This is a genomic window from Aurantivibrio infirmus, assembly GCF_054767315.1.
Genome location: NZ_BAAFSK010000002.1, coordinates 593903 through 608487 on the forward strand (window position 1 = coordinate 593903; position 14585 = coordinate 608487).

The following is a 14585-nucleotide window of genomic DNA, read 5'->3' on the forward strand; positions in this document are numbered from 1 at the left end:
TGGCTAATAAATTCTTTTAGCTTTGTGGGTAAATTAATTGTTGGCTTGTAATTGGGCTAGCTGTTTTGATAGTAAAGTCTTATACGGATCTTTAAAATCACTAACTTCCAACACTTCTTCGAAGTTCTCAACGTCAAGCGTTTCAATACGATCATTTAGTTCTTCATCCCGCATCAATTCTGTTTCCGCAAACAGTTGACCATTGGCAGCGGATTTTAATAATTCGTTTAAATCCTCGATTTCAACAAGTTGATATTGCAGATTCTTCAAAACACTGGTTTCAGATTTTCGCTCGACTATAACCGCCGCAAGTTCGAGTTGAATACCTGCTGCATCACGATTGAGCATTAACATCAAGCGAGCGGAGCAAAGCGCGTTAAAGGTAGCGTCTGCGGTGGATTCTCTCGGGTAGAAGGCAATTTTTGCCTGCTCGGAATCCATTTGCATGAGTTGGCCAGAATAAAGTGCGAGTACACCTTTTAATTGGAGTTCGATGCGATGCGCTATGGAGCGAAACGATTTGCTATTTAATTGCCCGGATAACGCTTTTAAATTATTAAATTGTAAAATTAATTCAATTCGAGGAAACGCTGGAGGGGGCAATAGTTGTTCGTTATGGTCTTCTTCATCAAATATATCTTCATCAGTTTTTTTCGTTGGTGTATTAATGATTGGAATCACTGCTCTTGATATCGTGATCGGGTCTCCCCAAGATCGTCCGAAATAGAGGGCGCTAAATAATAACGCGATGAGCAAAACCGCCATAAAACCAAACAGCCAATAGACTTCAAGTTGCACTTGGTTGATGGAGGTGAAATCCATAGTAACGGTTACATAGCCCGCGATGCTGTTATGCAAGGTGATTGCGGCGGTAAAGTTTCGCTGATTTTTACCGAGGCGCCGATTGTTATTTGAGCGGCTGCCAGCTTGAACCAATAAGTTATTTTCGACATCGTGAATTGTCGCGTTTGCGATGTCTGGATTCTCAGCGACATCACTAAGAATGACTTGCAAGCTAACCAGATCGTGATTGAGAGTTGCATCGATGGCCTGTCGCGCCGCTAAATTGGCGAGCGCTTGCCCATATTGGGCGCTTCTATTATTCAGGCTGTTCACAATAATACGCTGACAAAGCAGTGCACTAATGATCGTCGCAATGATGATCCCGCTGCAAAGCAATAACAAGGGACGAGAAAAGGTCAGTGAGGCGTTGTCGGAAGTCATTGTTAAGTCTGCTGTTATTGCTTTGGTAATGACGGGATAGCGAAGTCTGTCGTAAAGGCAGGCCGAATTTGCGGGGTATTATAATGTTAAATTTATCGCTAAGTAACATTGATCTGCTTGCGATATCGCAGAAAAGACAATTCAATTGCTTTTTTCCTATAAAACTTGCTTCAGTCAAATGGAATTTTGAATTGCGAGCTATCTTACAAGCCCGATTAAATATGATAATCTTCCCGCCTCAGATTTGGACGCAGCGTTCGAAATCAAGACAAGTATTAGCGTTAATTGCCAACACGAACACTGACTAAGGCAACAAGGTTTTTCATGGCGAAAGAATTATTATTGATTACCTTATCGGGTAATGACAAGCCGGGCGTGACTTCTGCGGTGACGACAATTTTGGCGAATTACGAGGCGAGTATTCTCGATATTGGTCAAGCGGTGATTCACGATACCCTAACCTTGGGAATTCTTGTCGAGATTCCAACCAGTAGTGAGTCGTCGCCTATCCTTAAGGATTTGCTGTTTCGTGCACACGAACTCGAACTGCAAGTTAAATTCCAACCCATTTCCGAGCAGAGCTATATTGAATGGGTTGGTCATCAGGGTAAGCCAAGGCAAATCGTAACGCTGTTGGTGAGAAAATTAAGCGCAAAACATATTTCAGAAGTGACAGCCGTTGTCGTCAAGCATGGTTTAAATATTGATAATATTAGTCGTTTGTCGGGGCGTGTGGAGTTGGATACTTGCAGCGATAAATCTAAAGCCTGTGTTGAATTTTCTGTGCGCGGCGAGGCTCAAGATTTGTCAGCATTGCGATCGGATTTTATGGAGTTATCGAGTCGCATGGATATCGATATCGCTTGCCAAGAAGATAATATTTATCGGCGAAACCGCCGCTTAGTTTGTTTCGATATGGATTCAACTTTAGTGGAAGCAGAAGTTATCGATGAGTTAGCCAAGGCCGCTGGCGTTGGCGATCAAGTTGCTAAAATTACCGAGCAAGCGATGGCGGGCGAATTGGATTTCACTCAAAGTTTTTCGAAGCGCCTCGCTTTGTTGAAGGGCATGGATGCATCAGTATTGAAAAGTATTGCTGAAAACCTCCCTGTAACTGAAGGCGCAGAGCAATTAATTAATACTCTTAACAAGCTCGGTTACAAGACAGCAATTTTGTCAGGCGGCTTTACTTATTTCGCTAATTATTTAAAGGAAAAGTTGGCAATCGACTACGTTTTTGCCAACGAGCTAGAAATTGTTGATGACAAAGTTACCGGTCGTGTGGTTGGTGACGTCGTTGACGGCAACAAAAAAGCTGCATTGCTTAAAGAGTTGGCAGCGAAAGAAAATATTTCATTAGAACAAGTCATTGCAGTGGGTGATGGTGCGAATGACTTGCCGATGTTAAGTATTGCCGGTTTAGGTATTGCGTTTAGAGCGAAGCCGCTTGTCAAAGCCTCCGCTGACCACTCAATCTCAAATCTCGGATTAGACGCAATTTTATATCTATTAGGCTTTCGTGACAGAGAAGGCGTAAATTAAGCTCCTACTGTAAATCCTAGAATTTAAAATCTATGGACGATTTGAATAACCAATAGCTTTTTCGCTAGCAATTCAGCACCCCGCAGAAAATCTGAGTTTACACGAAGGAAATAAAAAATTGAGTGTGGAGCAACACCGCGCGGAATAATATGCCCCTATTCACTAGGATTCGGTGCTGAAGTCGTAATTCATGTCGGTGGAGGGCGCTTGTAAATAATGGCCTTGAATATAATGCACGCCTGCTTGCCAAAGCGTTGAAAGAACGCTCGCATTTTCGACAAAAGGAACGATGGTGATTTTGTTATGTTCGTGAATTTCTTTTAGAATATTGGTCAGCGCTTCAGGGCTTTCGTTATTATTTTGAATGTCTAAGGTAAACGAGCCGTCCACTTTGATGTAAGTTGTTGATACGTGTTTCAAGGCATTAAATGGATTCAATGAGCAACCGAAATTTGTTATTGAGCTGCCAGCTCCCATTTCCGTTAAGCCATCAACAAACGCTTTTGCTGCATTCAAATGATTGGTGACATCGGCTTCGCTAAGTTGGAAGGTGATTGAGTCAGCGGATAGACCTGCTGCTTTAAAAGCCACCGCGAGCCAGGGAACGATTGATTCATCGCACATGGTGTGGCGAGTTAAGTTCAGAATCAATTTTGTATTGTTGCCTTTTTTTCGATGATTCGATAAAACTTTAATAGATTCAAGTATCACCCAGCGATCAATTTTAATGTTCGCACCGATTTCTTCGGCGGCGTCTAAAAATTTATAGGGTGAAACTTCCTCTCCTTCATCGGTTACCATGCGCAACAGTACTTCGTAATATTCTTCTTCCGATCCGCGCAAACTAATAATAGGTTGGAATAGTAATCGAAACTGATCTTTATCGAGAGCAGCTTGAACATTGGTTGCCATGCCTTTGTTTGCGTCGGCGGAAACTTCGGGTTCGAAAAGTGATGCGCCGTCTCCCACGCCTTCCCCTTCGTTTTTCGATCGCACTGAATTCAGTGCTTTTATGCTTTGTTCAATGACAGTTTCAGTGTTGCTTGTAGTTTCGTTAATGAGCGTCACACCGATGCTCAGGGTTGTTTGTAAGGTTCGACCATCAACTTCGATAATGCGATCAGCAACTTTTTTGCAAAGTGAGTTGGCGAGTTCTAAGGCTTTATCTGCGTTGGTTTCGTTAAGGAGTATTGAGTACGCGTTGTCACTGAATCGAGAAATTGTATCGGCATTTGGACAATGCTCTTTGATGGCGACGGCAATATCGCTTAATACTAAATCTGAGCCACTGACGCCCATTGAAGACTGAATAGATTCAAATTTGTCGATCTCAATTGTTAATAAAGCGCTGGTGGTATTAGATTCAGCGACAGTATTTATACAGTGCTGGAGGCGATTAACCATGTACTGCCGATTGTGTAAGCCGGTAGTCACATCTTGATGTTTGATCTGGTTGATTTGCGCTTCAAGCTCTTCGTTATTTTCGTGCTTGGCGCTGACTAAAAATTGAATGCACGGCTCTTCATCAAAGGTAGCGTTGGCCACTTCCATCGATACACTAGTAACAGATTCGTCTTGTTTGGTGCCGCGAAATTGTAAATTGACACTTTCACCGTCATCGCCGCGTAGGCTAAATTCTTTCATGAAAGATTTAACGTTATCGCGATCCGCTTTGTCGATCATATCGATCACCGGCATGCATTCGATATCGTCGCGATCTTCATAACCAAATAATTCCGCAAAAGATTCGTTAGCGTACAAGTACATGCCGTCTTGCACGTAGGCGATTGCGTCTCGCGAGCTGTCGAGCAGTTGCTGGCTTCGTCGCTCAGCTTCTTTATAACGTCGATCAGATCGGCGGCGTAACTGACGTTGTTCGTGGTTTTCCATTTCTCGTTGAATGACGAGGAGTAGATGTTGGTCCTCATCGAGTCGAACCACGTCGACAACACCCATTTTCAAACCTTCGACAACAGGTTGTGAACCTTCTTCGTCACACAACAAGATCACCGGAACATCTTTGCTTAAGCGTTTAATTTGTTTGATGGCATTTTGCGGAGGGACGTTCTGGGTTTTGTCGTGAGCGATCAATAGATCCCAGGCTTGTTCTTGTAATAATTTGGTCAGTATTTCTTCGCTTTCGATATGTTGGGCACGCGTAGGGCGACCGGCATTACGCAACATGCTGATCAAGCGTTCTGCTTCTTTTCGAGAATCGTTGAGTATGAGTAAGCGAATCGTATCGTTGGGGTTCATGCTGTGTCTTTATAAATCAATTTGCGGTGTTTTGGCGTTCTTAGACTGACCGAAAAAACCCGTTAAGTCTACTCTAGTCGCTTGCTTCTAGCCAATGGCACTTTCGCGAAACGCCAAGACATTAGCAAAAAAAGCCTTAAATATCAGTGTAGTTTAGTTAATCGTCCCACACCGAGCTAAAATCATTTTGTTCGGTTTCCGTATCGTCCGTTACCTGCTCTTCGGTTTGGGCTGGCTGGGGCGCAGCCTCATCTAAGAATCTAAAACTAAATTGGCTGATCGAGCCGGTTGAAAACAATCGTCGACTTAGCTGGGCCTGTCGAACTTCCCCTTGGTTGTTGAGCAGAATCCTACCGTATTCTTGGAAAGGCGCATTGGCGGTTAATAATGTCGCCGGTTGATTTGCGGCTTTTAATTCGGGGAGCATTAAGACACGCATATAGTCACCATAGTCGCCACCGGGTAATTCTCTAGCCGCGGCGTAAGGTGTGGTTTTGGGGGCGAGCAATTGAATACCCATTTTGGTGACTTCTCGGTGCTGCTGAATCCAGCGTATAACGCCTAGCCCCCAGCGGTGTCTGCCTTGTTCTTTGAGCCCTATTGCGTCTCCCGCCCTTACTTGCCCAGGCACAATGTCACGCCATTCTATGCAATATCCTCCTGGGCTCGAATCAATCGCTTGCACTGAATGGCTAGGGTAGCCATCGGCATTATCGTCATCATCCGACGAGGCACTTACGCCCCAGGGATCATTGGAGAATGCGTCAAGATCAATTTCTTCATCATCGCCTTCGCCGATAAATTCATCAAAGCTCATGCCATTTGCGATGTGGAAGTGTAGATTAGTGAGCCCGATGGTGACGTCGACTTTGTCACTACGGGTTTGGCGATCAAAGCTCCGTTGCTGTGTGATGCTCCAACTTCGCAACAAATGATCCACCAGGCCCGCGCTTATATGCTTTGGAATGACCAGAATATCGGATTCGCTGCTTTCACCTTTTCGGTATTGCTTATCCAGCGCGATGACCAGCTGCTTCATATCGACTTCACGAATGTCATCTTGAGAAGAGCCCATAAAACGTGACTTGTACATGGGCCCACTATCGGCGCTCAGATTCGTCAAAAAGAGATTGTCAGGATTCTGCTCACCGTTTGGAAGCAGCTTGCCAAATTGCACCCAGTTTTCGAGCGCATCATAAACAAGAGATACTTCGCTAGGTTGTAGTTGATTGGGCCGAGCGCAACACAGCAATAAAACCCGTAGATATACTTGGCTGATCGTGCTTGCTTTGCTGTCCTTCAGTAAAGGGTCTTCGATTGGGCGATCCGTTATTTTTAGCAGCTCTGCAATTTTGAATAGGTTATGAAAATCTCTCCATAATCCATGAGGGATTTGCGTATACAGTTGGTGACTGCGAAATAAGAGCAAGCCAAAACCGGTAATCGCGCGATGACAGGCAAACTCTAATTTTAAATCCGGGCTTTTCCCGTCTTTGAACTTCGTACTTAACTCGCGTAGCGCAACACAATAACCGTTGTTCATGTGCTTTTGTAACGCTTGCGCAACAACGGCTGCTTTCAAAGGGCCTTCTGGAAGGATTAATGGTTTGTTTAAAAAATCTTTTGCCAAGCCTTGAATGCATTGATGGATATACGGTCGCAAGGCGTCGAGCATATCTAAGCGTGATTCAGGGTTTGTTTTTAAACGGCTGATTTCAGGGAGTGCCTTATAGAGCAAAACACTGGTGTGGTTAATTCTCGTCGCAGGCAAGGATTCCACCCAGCCTTTTACCGTCGATGCTTTATTGTTTAGACAGAACGATAGGTTTTCCAGAACTTGTTGAGGTAGCTGGAAGCGGAGGAGTTGTTGTGTCAGTTGTTCTTCTAATGTCATCTTATTAACTTAAATTCTTCCTTGGTTATCAGTATAGTCTTCCCAATACCCTTTCCTTGTTGATCACTACGGGTAGGTAGAGCGCGCGAAAGACGCTGGGATATTCCTTTAGCGCCTAATTAATTCAAAATCTGTTTTGCAGAACGCCCTGGAATTTCCTGGGCCAGCCTCGGAACTAAATACCCCGGTAAGCTATTGCGAAGATCTTGATGAAGCGATAATGCCTGCTCCATCGGAACTTCGAAATGATTCGTGCCTGCAACTCTGTCCAAAAGGTGGAGATAGTAAGGCAAAACGCCGATTTTAAACAGTTTTTTGCTTAAAGTGTGCAATGCATCTAGGGAATCGTTCACTCCTTTTAGCAGCACGGATTGATTTAGAACGGTAATCCCAAGTTGGCGAACTTTGGCGATGGCGTCGCCGACGGACTCATCAATTTCGTTAGCGTGATTACAATGGACAACCATGATGACCTGCAGTCGATCTTGATTAAGCCATTTTAGGCAATGTTCATCGATTCTCTCAGGAATCACGATAGGCAGGCGGGTGTGGATTCTTAGGGTGTCGACGTGATCAATCGCGGCAATTTTATCTGTGAGCCAGCTAAGGTGTTGATCATTCGCCGCAAGTGGGTCACCGCCGCTGAAAATAACTTCCTTGATGCTTTCGTCTTCTCGTATGGTTGCGAGACTTTCCTCCCAAGCGGCTTTACTAGGACGATGTTCCTCATAGGGAAAATGACGTCGAAAGCAATAGCGACAATGTATTGCACAGGCGCTAGCGGCTAACAGCAATACACGTCCAGGGTATTTTTGGATTATCCCCTGAGCTTTGTAAGCCTTGGATTCTTCGAGAGGGTCTTGGCTATAGGCATGGTGTTCTACTATTTCTTGAGCTTGCGGCAGCACCTGGAGAAGTAAGGGGTCGTGCAAATTGCCGATTTCCATGCGCCGAACAAAATGCGTGGGCACGCGCAAGATGAATTGCTGATTTGCTTTGTTAAGGCCTTGTCCATGTGTTGTGATCAGCTGATCGCAATCCAGATTCAATAGAGCACAAAGCTCTTGCGGATCTTTGATTACGTTCTTTAGTTGTTCTTGCCAAGTCTGGATCTGCCATAGTGGGACAGTTCGGGGTATCATATGCGCCTTTTGAAAATCTGAATAAATAGAAAGTCGAGGAAATAATGGCGAGTTATTCTACCAATGAATTCCGTAGTGGTCTGAAAGTCATGCTTGATGGCGACCCCTGTAATATTTTGGAAAACGAATTTGTTAAGCCGGGCAAGGGCCAAGCTTTCAACCGTGTTCGTTTGCGGAATTTAAAATCTGGCCGAGTTTGGGACAGAACGTTTAAATCCGGCGAATCACTCGAAGGAGCGGATGTCACCGATCGCGATATGGAGTATCTCTATAACGACGGCGAATTCTATCATTTTATGGAGCCTGAATCCTTTGAACAGTATCAAGCCGATGTTGCTTCGGTGGGTGATGCTGCGCTGTGGTTAAAAGAGCAGGATGTATGCATTGTTACTTTGTATAACGGCGCGCCTTTAGCGGTGACACCGCCTAATCACGTCGAATTAGAAATTGTTGAAACCGACCCGGGCATTCGTGGCGATACCGCGCAAGGTGGAACCAAACCCGCCAAGCTGGCCACGGGAGCAGTGGTTAAAGTACCGTTATTTGTGAACCAAGGTGAAGTGGTAAAAGTTGATACTCGAACGGGCGAATATTTAAATCGCGCCAAAGAGTAGAGTTTGAATATAGAGATTGTTTTTTAACGGGTTTATCTCTGATTAAACAGCAATTTTTAAATTGTTAGATTTTAAAGAAAGCGTGCTCATGGTCGATTGGACTCCTACTGCAACCTTATCGGCCTTGTTCGCTAGAGATCAGCTTTATAAAGATATTCGTCGCTTCTTTGCGCGACGAAACTATCTAGAAGTTGAAACGCCGATACTGGGTATCGGTGGCACCACAGACCCCCACATTCAGTCTTTCCGTACTGAATTTCAAGATACGCAATATTACCTACAAACCTCGCCAGAATTTTTTATGAAACGCTTATTGGCAGCGGGGAGCGGGCCAATTTTTGCGCTGACAAAAGCGTTTCGCCAAGAAGAAGTTGGTCGTTTTCACAACCCTGAATTCACTCTACTTGAGTGGTATATGCCAGGCTTTGATGATCATCGTTTGATGGAGGAGGTTGGGGAGTTCCTGGTCAGTATGCTCGGCTTGTCTTGCTCATTTATTTCTTATCGCGAGATCTTTCAAAAAGTCCTTGGAGTCGACCCTCATCTTGCCGGTCTGGTAGATTTAAAATCTCTTGCTAAGAAACATCTTGATTGCGACTGGCAGGATGAAGATCGGAATACTTGGCTGGACGCGCTGTTTAGTCATGTGATTCAGCCAGGTCTAACTGACGGAATTATTTTCGTCTTCGATTATCCAGCGAGCCAGGCGGCACTCGCTAAAATTACGACTGCTGAGAATGGCATTAAGGTAGCGCGTCGATTCGAAGTTTTTGTAAATGGGGTGGAGCTTGCCAATGGCTATTGGGAGCTGACTGATGCGAAAGAGCAAGAACAGCGATTCCATAATGACCAGCAGAAACGCAAGGAACTCGGTCTCGCGGAGATTAATAGCGACGACCAATTGATCCAAGCGCTTGCCTCCGGGCTGCCTGATTGTGCGGGTGTTGCACTGGGGGTGGATCGTTTATTGATGCTAAAAACGAATTCACCTCATATTAAAGATGTTCTCTCTTTTCCTGTAACACGCCTTTAAGTACCCTATCTAGCCAAGATTAGGGTAAGTCTTTGTACGGGCGATCCCTATTGTCCTTTCTAAAAAGTCGTCAAGATTAATCTTTACAGCGTTAATTTAACGCCGTAAACTTTACGCCGTTAATTTTCATTTTGGGGTAATGTTTTTATTGTCGATAGATAAAGCTTCAGAAGTTGATTTCAGTCTGGGGCTTTATATATTTCAAAAGCTGCGGCTTTGCTAATAAGAGAGGGTTTGAGGGAATGAATGGACTAACTAGGTTGTGGGCTGATTTTGTTATAGGGAATCGATTACTTGTTATTTTTATTTCGTTGGCTTTGTTGGTGGTGGCTTTGTTTGTTGGGAGAGGTATTCCTTTCGACAATACAACCGAGCGATATTTTGTCGAGGGTGACCCCAACTTATTAGCGTTTGAAGAGCTACTGGAATTGTTTGGCGACAATGAATATCTGGTCGTAGGCGTGACCGCGCGCGAACAAGATCAAGACGTTTTCGAGCCAGAGACCTTAGCATTGGTTGCAAAGCTGACAGAGTTTCTTGAAAACCATGAGTACGTTACCCAGGTCCGATCCATTACCCGCTATCAATACACCCATGCCGATGACAACAGTTTAAGTACTGATGATCTCGTCGGTGATCTCGATGACTTAGCGGAACAGCCCGAACGCTTCAATGAAATTCGCGAAATCATGGCTGGCGAGCAACTCGCTTTAGGTACCTTGATCACTGAGGATTTTCAAGATACGAGAATTGCCGCTCGAGTCGAATACAAACGTGATACGGCAGAACATAAAACCGAATTGGTGCGAGAACTGTACGCATTTGTAGAAGAGCAGGGTTTAAACGATCTGGGTTATCGCATTCGCTACTCTGGCCAGCCTTTAATTAATGCGAGTTTCGAAATTTATACCCGTGCGGACAGCCAACTCCTTAACCCTTTAATGGCGTTATTCATGCTAATTACCTTGTTCGTTAGCTTTCGATCCTTTAGCGGAACGGTTTTTCCCTGGCTCGTCATCGGCGGTGGTGTTGTTTATGTTATCGGAATTCAAAGCGTACTCGGTTTTCCTCATTCACCCGTTGATTCCGCTTTAGTACCCACCATGATAATTGTCGGTATTGGTGTTTCGGTTCATGTATTGGTCGAGTTTTATCATCGGCGAAACGATGGTGTTGAGCCCCAGCAAGCGGCGAAAGAATCGATTCGTCGATTGTGGAAGCCGGCATTTTTTACTGCGGTCACAACGTCGGCAGGTTTTTCTGCTCTGGCAATTACAAAAATTGTTCCTGTCCGCGAATTTGCGGTGCTTGGTGCGATCGGCCCTTTGCTTTTGTTTGTTCTCGCGATGACAGTGTTACCGGCTTTGTTAAGTTTTAGTAAAGGGTTTTCAGCGAAAACGGCCGCAGCAGTTGAAGGTGGACTGGTGTCTCGCTTCACGGCGGCGATTCCTAAATTTACCTACCGTTACAAAAACCCCTTGTTGTGGATTGGTGCCTTACTGTTGTTGTTCGCGTTATTCACCGTACCGAAGATAAAAGTCGACAGTAATTTCTTGTACTACTTTAAAGAACAAAATCCCGCTCGCGTGGATATGGTTTATTTCGATGAAACTTATCAAGGTGTTGTTAATTTTGAAGCGATCATCGATTCTGGTAGCGAGGACGGCGTTAAAGACCCTGATTTTTTACGCCGTGTAGATGACTTTGAGCGCTTTTTGGAATCCCGCGATGCCTTGGGAACAATTAATTCTTTAGGTGATTATTTAAAGAAGATTAACCAATCACTTAATGGCGATGACCCGGACTTTTATCAATTACCAAACAGCAAAGAGATGACGGCGCAGATGCTTTTTTTGTACGAGAATTCTGGGCCGGAAGAAGATTTGACAGATATTAAAGATTTCGACAATCGATATGTTCGTCTTACCGTTCCCGTAGTGAATATGCGGGCATCTGACATGTCCATCGAATTAGAGACTATTTATTCCGCATTGGATACGGAATTTAGTGATCTCTCAACGGTGTTAACCGGCGGCATGGTTTTGTTTAATGCTCAAGATCGCTATACCAGTGAAGGCATGTTTAAGTCGTTTGGCATTGCCTTGTTAGTAATCGGCGGTTGTTTCATCGTTTTGTTTCGCTCATTTAAATACGGAATTCTGGTGATTATTCCCAGTATTGTGCCAATTCTTTTAACCGGCGGTATTGTTGGCCTGCTCGGTATTTATCTCGATATGGGTACGATGATTGTAGGTGCGATGACGATGGGTATTGCGGTTGATGATGCGATTCATGTGATGAGTCGTTATTTGAACGCGAAGAAAGCCGGTGCCACTACTTACGATGCTGTTCATCGTGCAATGACAGAGTCCGGTCGTGCGGTCGTGTTTACATCTCTGGTGCTGGTGTTGGGCTTTAGTGTGTTAGGTTTTGGGAATTTCGTTCCCATTATATTTGTTGGAATTTTTGGTGCCTGCATTATGTTGCTAGCATTGATTGGCGATCTTATTTTTCTCCCTGCCATTTTGTTTTGGATTGATGGCGAAGCTGATGAAAAGCCGTCGCCCAAAAATACCAAGTTAGACACCGCTGCAAAGCAGCAAGACTTGTCGTCGATTTCGGCACAAGAAAATATTTAAACATAATTTCGATTGGAGAATTCCCCGAAGGGTAAAAAGGTGTAGTTATGACAGTTCAAAAATGTTTTATCACCATCATCGCTTTGTTGATATCAATTTGTTCAAATGCAGAGGCACTAGATACTCTGTCAGCCGCAGAGGTGATGAAGTTAGTTGACGATAGAGAAGATGGTGACACATCCATCACTAACAGCACGATGATTCTAATTGATAAAAAAAATCGTCAGCGGGTACGAAATTTGATTGGCTATCGAAAAGATTTTGAAGATAACACTAAAAGCATATCGTTCTTCCAGTCACCCGCTGATATCAAAGGCACGGCGTATTTAAATTACGACTGGGACGAAGAGGCAAGGGAAGATGATTCTTGGTTATATCTTCCTGCCTTGCAGCAAGTGAAACGAATTGCGGCGGGTGATAAATCGGATGCATTTTTGGGTAGCGATTTCACTTACTCCGATATTAATGGCCTAGAATTGAGTTGGTACGACTATTCTTTTATTAACCAAAGCGAGATGGTCGATGGGCATGATTGCTGGGTGATTGCGATAAGCCCCAAACCAGAATTGTATGACATGGTTGTTGAAAGCACTGGCTATTTAAATAGTGAAACCTGGGTGAGAAAAGACAACTTTGTACGAGTGAAGGGGAAAATTTGGGTAAAACGAGGCAAGAAAATAAAATATTTTAGCGCTACTGAGATCGAAAAAATCGATGGCATTTGGACACCGAAAAAATTACAGATGATCACTACGAAGAACGATAAACGTGAACATGCAAGCGTTCTGCAAATTAATGAAATTGTATATAACCAAGACGTTAGTGATGACTTGTTTAAAAGCGAAACGATGCAGCGGGGAACTAACTAGTGTTGGCACGCCCACTGCTGATTTTTTTTCTTGCTTTCGCTTTCACCCCATCGCTGAGTTTGGCACAGGATGATTTTTTCAGTGATATAGAGGTCGATGTCGATTCAGCGAATGCAAGCATCTCAGATAAGCCTTGGTCAATTACTGGTTGGCTAAAGGAAAAAGTTGCTTATGGTTTGAAAGACCCGGGTCAAGCTTTTAGCCGAGAACATGCTGATTTTAACAAGGTAGAAACCAGCGTTTTTTCTCGCCTTGACTGGCAATTGGGTGATGCTTTGGCGATGCGCGTGAGCGCAAAAATTTCCGCGGACGCTATTTACCAATTAAAAGATGAAGACAGCTTTCATCAAGACGAAGTTGATGAGTTTGAAACTCGCTTCGAATTAAAAGATTTTTATCTGGAGTCTCAGTTTACGGATTCTCTTTACTTGAAAGGCGGGCAGCAAGTATTGGCGTGGGGACAAGCAGAAAACGTACGAGTTGTGGATTTAATTAACACTCAAGACCGTTTTACTTTCGGCCAACAAGATTTAGAAGACTTACGTTTGCCAGTACCTGCTTTGCTGACTAGTTTATCGCAATCTTCTTGGGTGTTTGATGGCGTTGTCACATTTAAAGCCGGTAGCGATGACATCGCTCCGGCTTTAGACGAGTTCGATCCATATGTGAATTTTAGAAACAACGGAATTTATCTAAGTAGTCAAGATCCGGATAATGAATTGGAGTTTTTGATAAGAGCATCTACGCATTATCAAAGCGGTGACTTTAGTATCGTGATAGCTGATGTCAATGAAAATAGTCTTTCAGTAGATTCAATTGATTTTATAGGTATGCAAACTCTGGTCGAATTTAATCAGGACAGATTTAAAGCCTTGGGCATGTCGGTAAACTGGACTGGCGGTTCATGGTTGGTGTTTTCAGATATGGGAGTGCATTTTGATAAGGCGTTACAGCCTAATGGAAATTCGATTTTTCAATTTACTAATGGCTGGCTCGAAAAGGATCAGTTTTTATTCGCCGCGGGAATTGAGTATTCGGGTTGGAACCAGTGGGTTCTAACATTTGAAGCGGACTACATTAATACCATGGACCACGATTCACGTTTGCAAGTTGATCGTAATCAATTGGGTTTTAGCGGACGTTTTCGGTGGGATGGAATGAATGATAGAATTCAAATCCTTGGCGTCTGGAGCCAATTGCCCGATGATAACGGCAGAATCGCAAGGCTATCGGTGGATTATGAATGGTCCGATGCTCTCGAATTTGGATTGCTCTGGGTCGACTATCGCGCCGACGCCAGTTCATTGTTGGGAAATTTTAGAAATAATGATGTTTTGCAATTACAGTTAGCGTATAGTTTTCAGCACTAAGA

At 44.0% G+C, this 14585-nt stretch carries 10 protein-coding genes; 6 read left to right on the top strand and 4 right to left on the bottom strand.

Translation table 11 applies throughout. The annotated features are described in order from the left end of the window. Positions 1 to 33: 33 nt before the first annotated feature. Positions 34 to 1224 (bottom strand): hypothetical protein, encoded by a 1191-nt coding sequence (locus tag ACYUCY_RS06360; protein WP_460225619.1) that lies wholly within the window; start codon positions 1222 to 1224, stop codon positions 34 to 36. Between the two features lie 324 nt (positions 1225 to 1548). Here ACYUCY_RS06360 and serB point away from each other — a divergent pair, with 324 nt between their 5' ends. Continuing rightward, positions 1549 to 2766, top strand: a complete 1218-nt coding sequence (serB, locus tag ACYUCY_RS06365; protein WP_460225620.1) for a phosphoserine phosphatase SerB — start codon at positions 1549 to 1551, stop codon at positions 2764 to 2766. A gap of 162 nt (positions 2767 to 2928) precedes the next feature. Here serB and ACYUCY_RS06370 read toward each other — a convergent pair whose 3' ends face one another. The 3 genes from ACYUCY_RS06370 to epmB form a co-directional block, all read right to left on the bottom strand. Continuing rightward, positions 2929 to 5022: an EAL domain-containing response regulator gene (locus ACYUCY_RS06370; RefSeq protein WP_460225621.1), complete on the bottom strand. Its 2094-nt coding sequence runs from the start codon at positions 5020 to 5022 to the stop codon at positions 2929 to 2931. A 157-nt stretch (positions 5023 to 5179) separates the two neighbouring features. Then, on the bottom strand, positions 5180 to 6916 hold the full coding sequence (locus ACYUCY_RS06375) for a hypothetical protein (RefSeq protein WP_460225622.1): 1737 nt from the start codon (positions 6914 to 6916) through the stop codon (positions 5180 to 5182). Positions 6917 to 7035: 119 nt separating this feature from the next. Beyond that, positions 7036 to 8058 (bottom strand): EF-P beta-lysylation protein EpmB, encoded by a 1023-nt coding sequence (gene epmB / locus ACYUCY_RS06380; RefSeq protein ID WP_460225623.1) that lies wholly within the window; start codon positions 8056 to 8058, stop codon positions 7036 to 7038. A 44-nt stretch (positions 8059 to 8102) separates the two neighbouring features. On the opposite strand from epmB, the gene efp reads away from it, so the two are divergent. The 5 genes from efp to ACYUCY_RS06405 all read left to right on the top strand — a co-directional run bounded on the left by efp (position 8103) and on the right by ACYUCY_RS06405 (position 14583). Further along, on the top strand, positions 8103 to 8672 hold the full coding sequence (efp, locus tag ACYUCY_RS06385) for an elongation factor P (RefSeq protein ID WP_460225624.1): 570 nt from the start codon (positions 8103 to 8105) through the stop codon (positions 8670 to 8672). A 61-nt stretch (positions 8673 to 8733) separates the two neighbouring features. Further along, positions 8734 to 9705 carry an EF-P lysine aminoacylase EpmA gene (gene epmA, locus ACYUCY_RS06390; RefSeq protein WP_460225625.1) on the top strand — a complete coding sequence of 324 codons (972 nt, stop codon included), beginning with the start codon at positions 8734 to 8736 and terminating at the stop codon, positions 9703 to 9705. A 242-nt stretch (positions 9706 to 9947) separates the two neighbouring features. Continuing rightward, positions 9948 to 12344 carry an efflux RND transporter permease subunit gene (locus ACYUCY_RS06395; protein WP_460225626.1) on the top strand — a complete coding sequence of 799 codons (2397 nt, stop codon included), beginning with the start codon at positions 9948 to 9950 and terminating at the stop codon, positions 12342 to 12344. A 47-nt stretch (positions 12345 to 12391) separates the two neighbouring features. Further along, positions 12392 to 13213 carry an outer membrane lipoprotein-sorting protein gene (locus ACYUCY_RS06400; protein ID WP_460225627.1) on the top strand — a complete coding sequence of 274 codons (822 nt, stop codon included), beginning with the start codon at positions 12392 to 12394 and terminating at the stop codon, positions 13211 to 13213. Continuing rightward, a complete protein-coding gene (locus ACYUCY_RS06405; RefSeq protein WP_460225628.1) occupies positions 13213 to 14583 on the top strand; it encodes a DUF1302 domain-containing protein in 1371 nt (456 codons plus the stop codon). Before ACYUCY_RS06400 ends, ACYUCY_RS06405 begins: the two co-directional genes overlap by 1 nt. Positions 14584 to 14585: the final 2 nt, after the last annotated feature.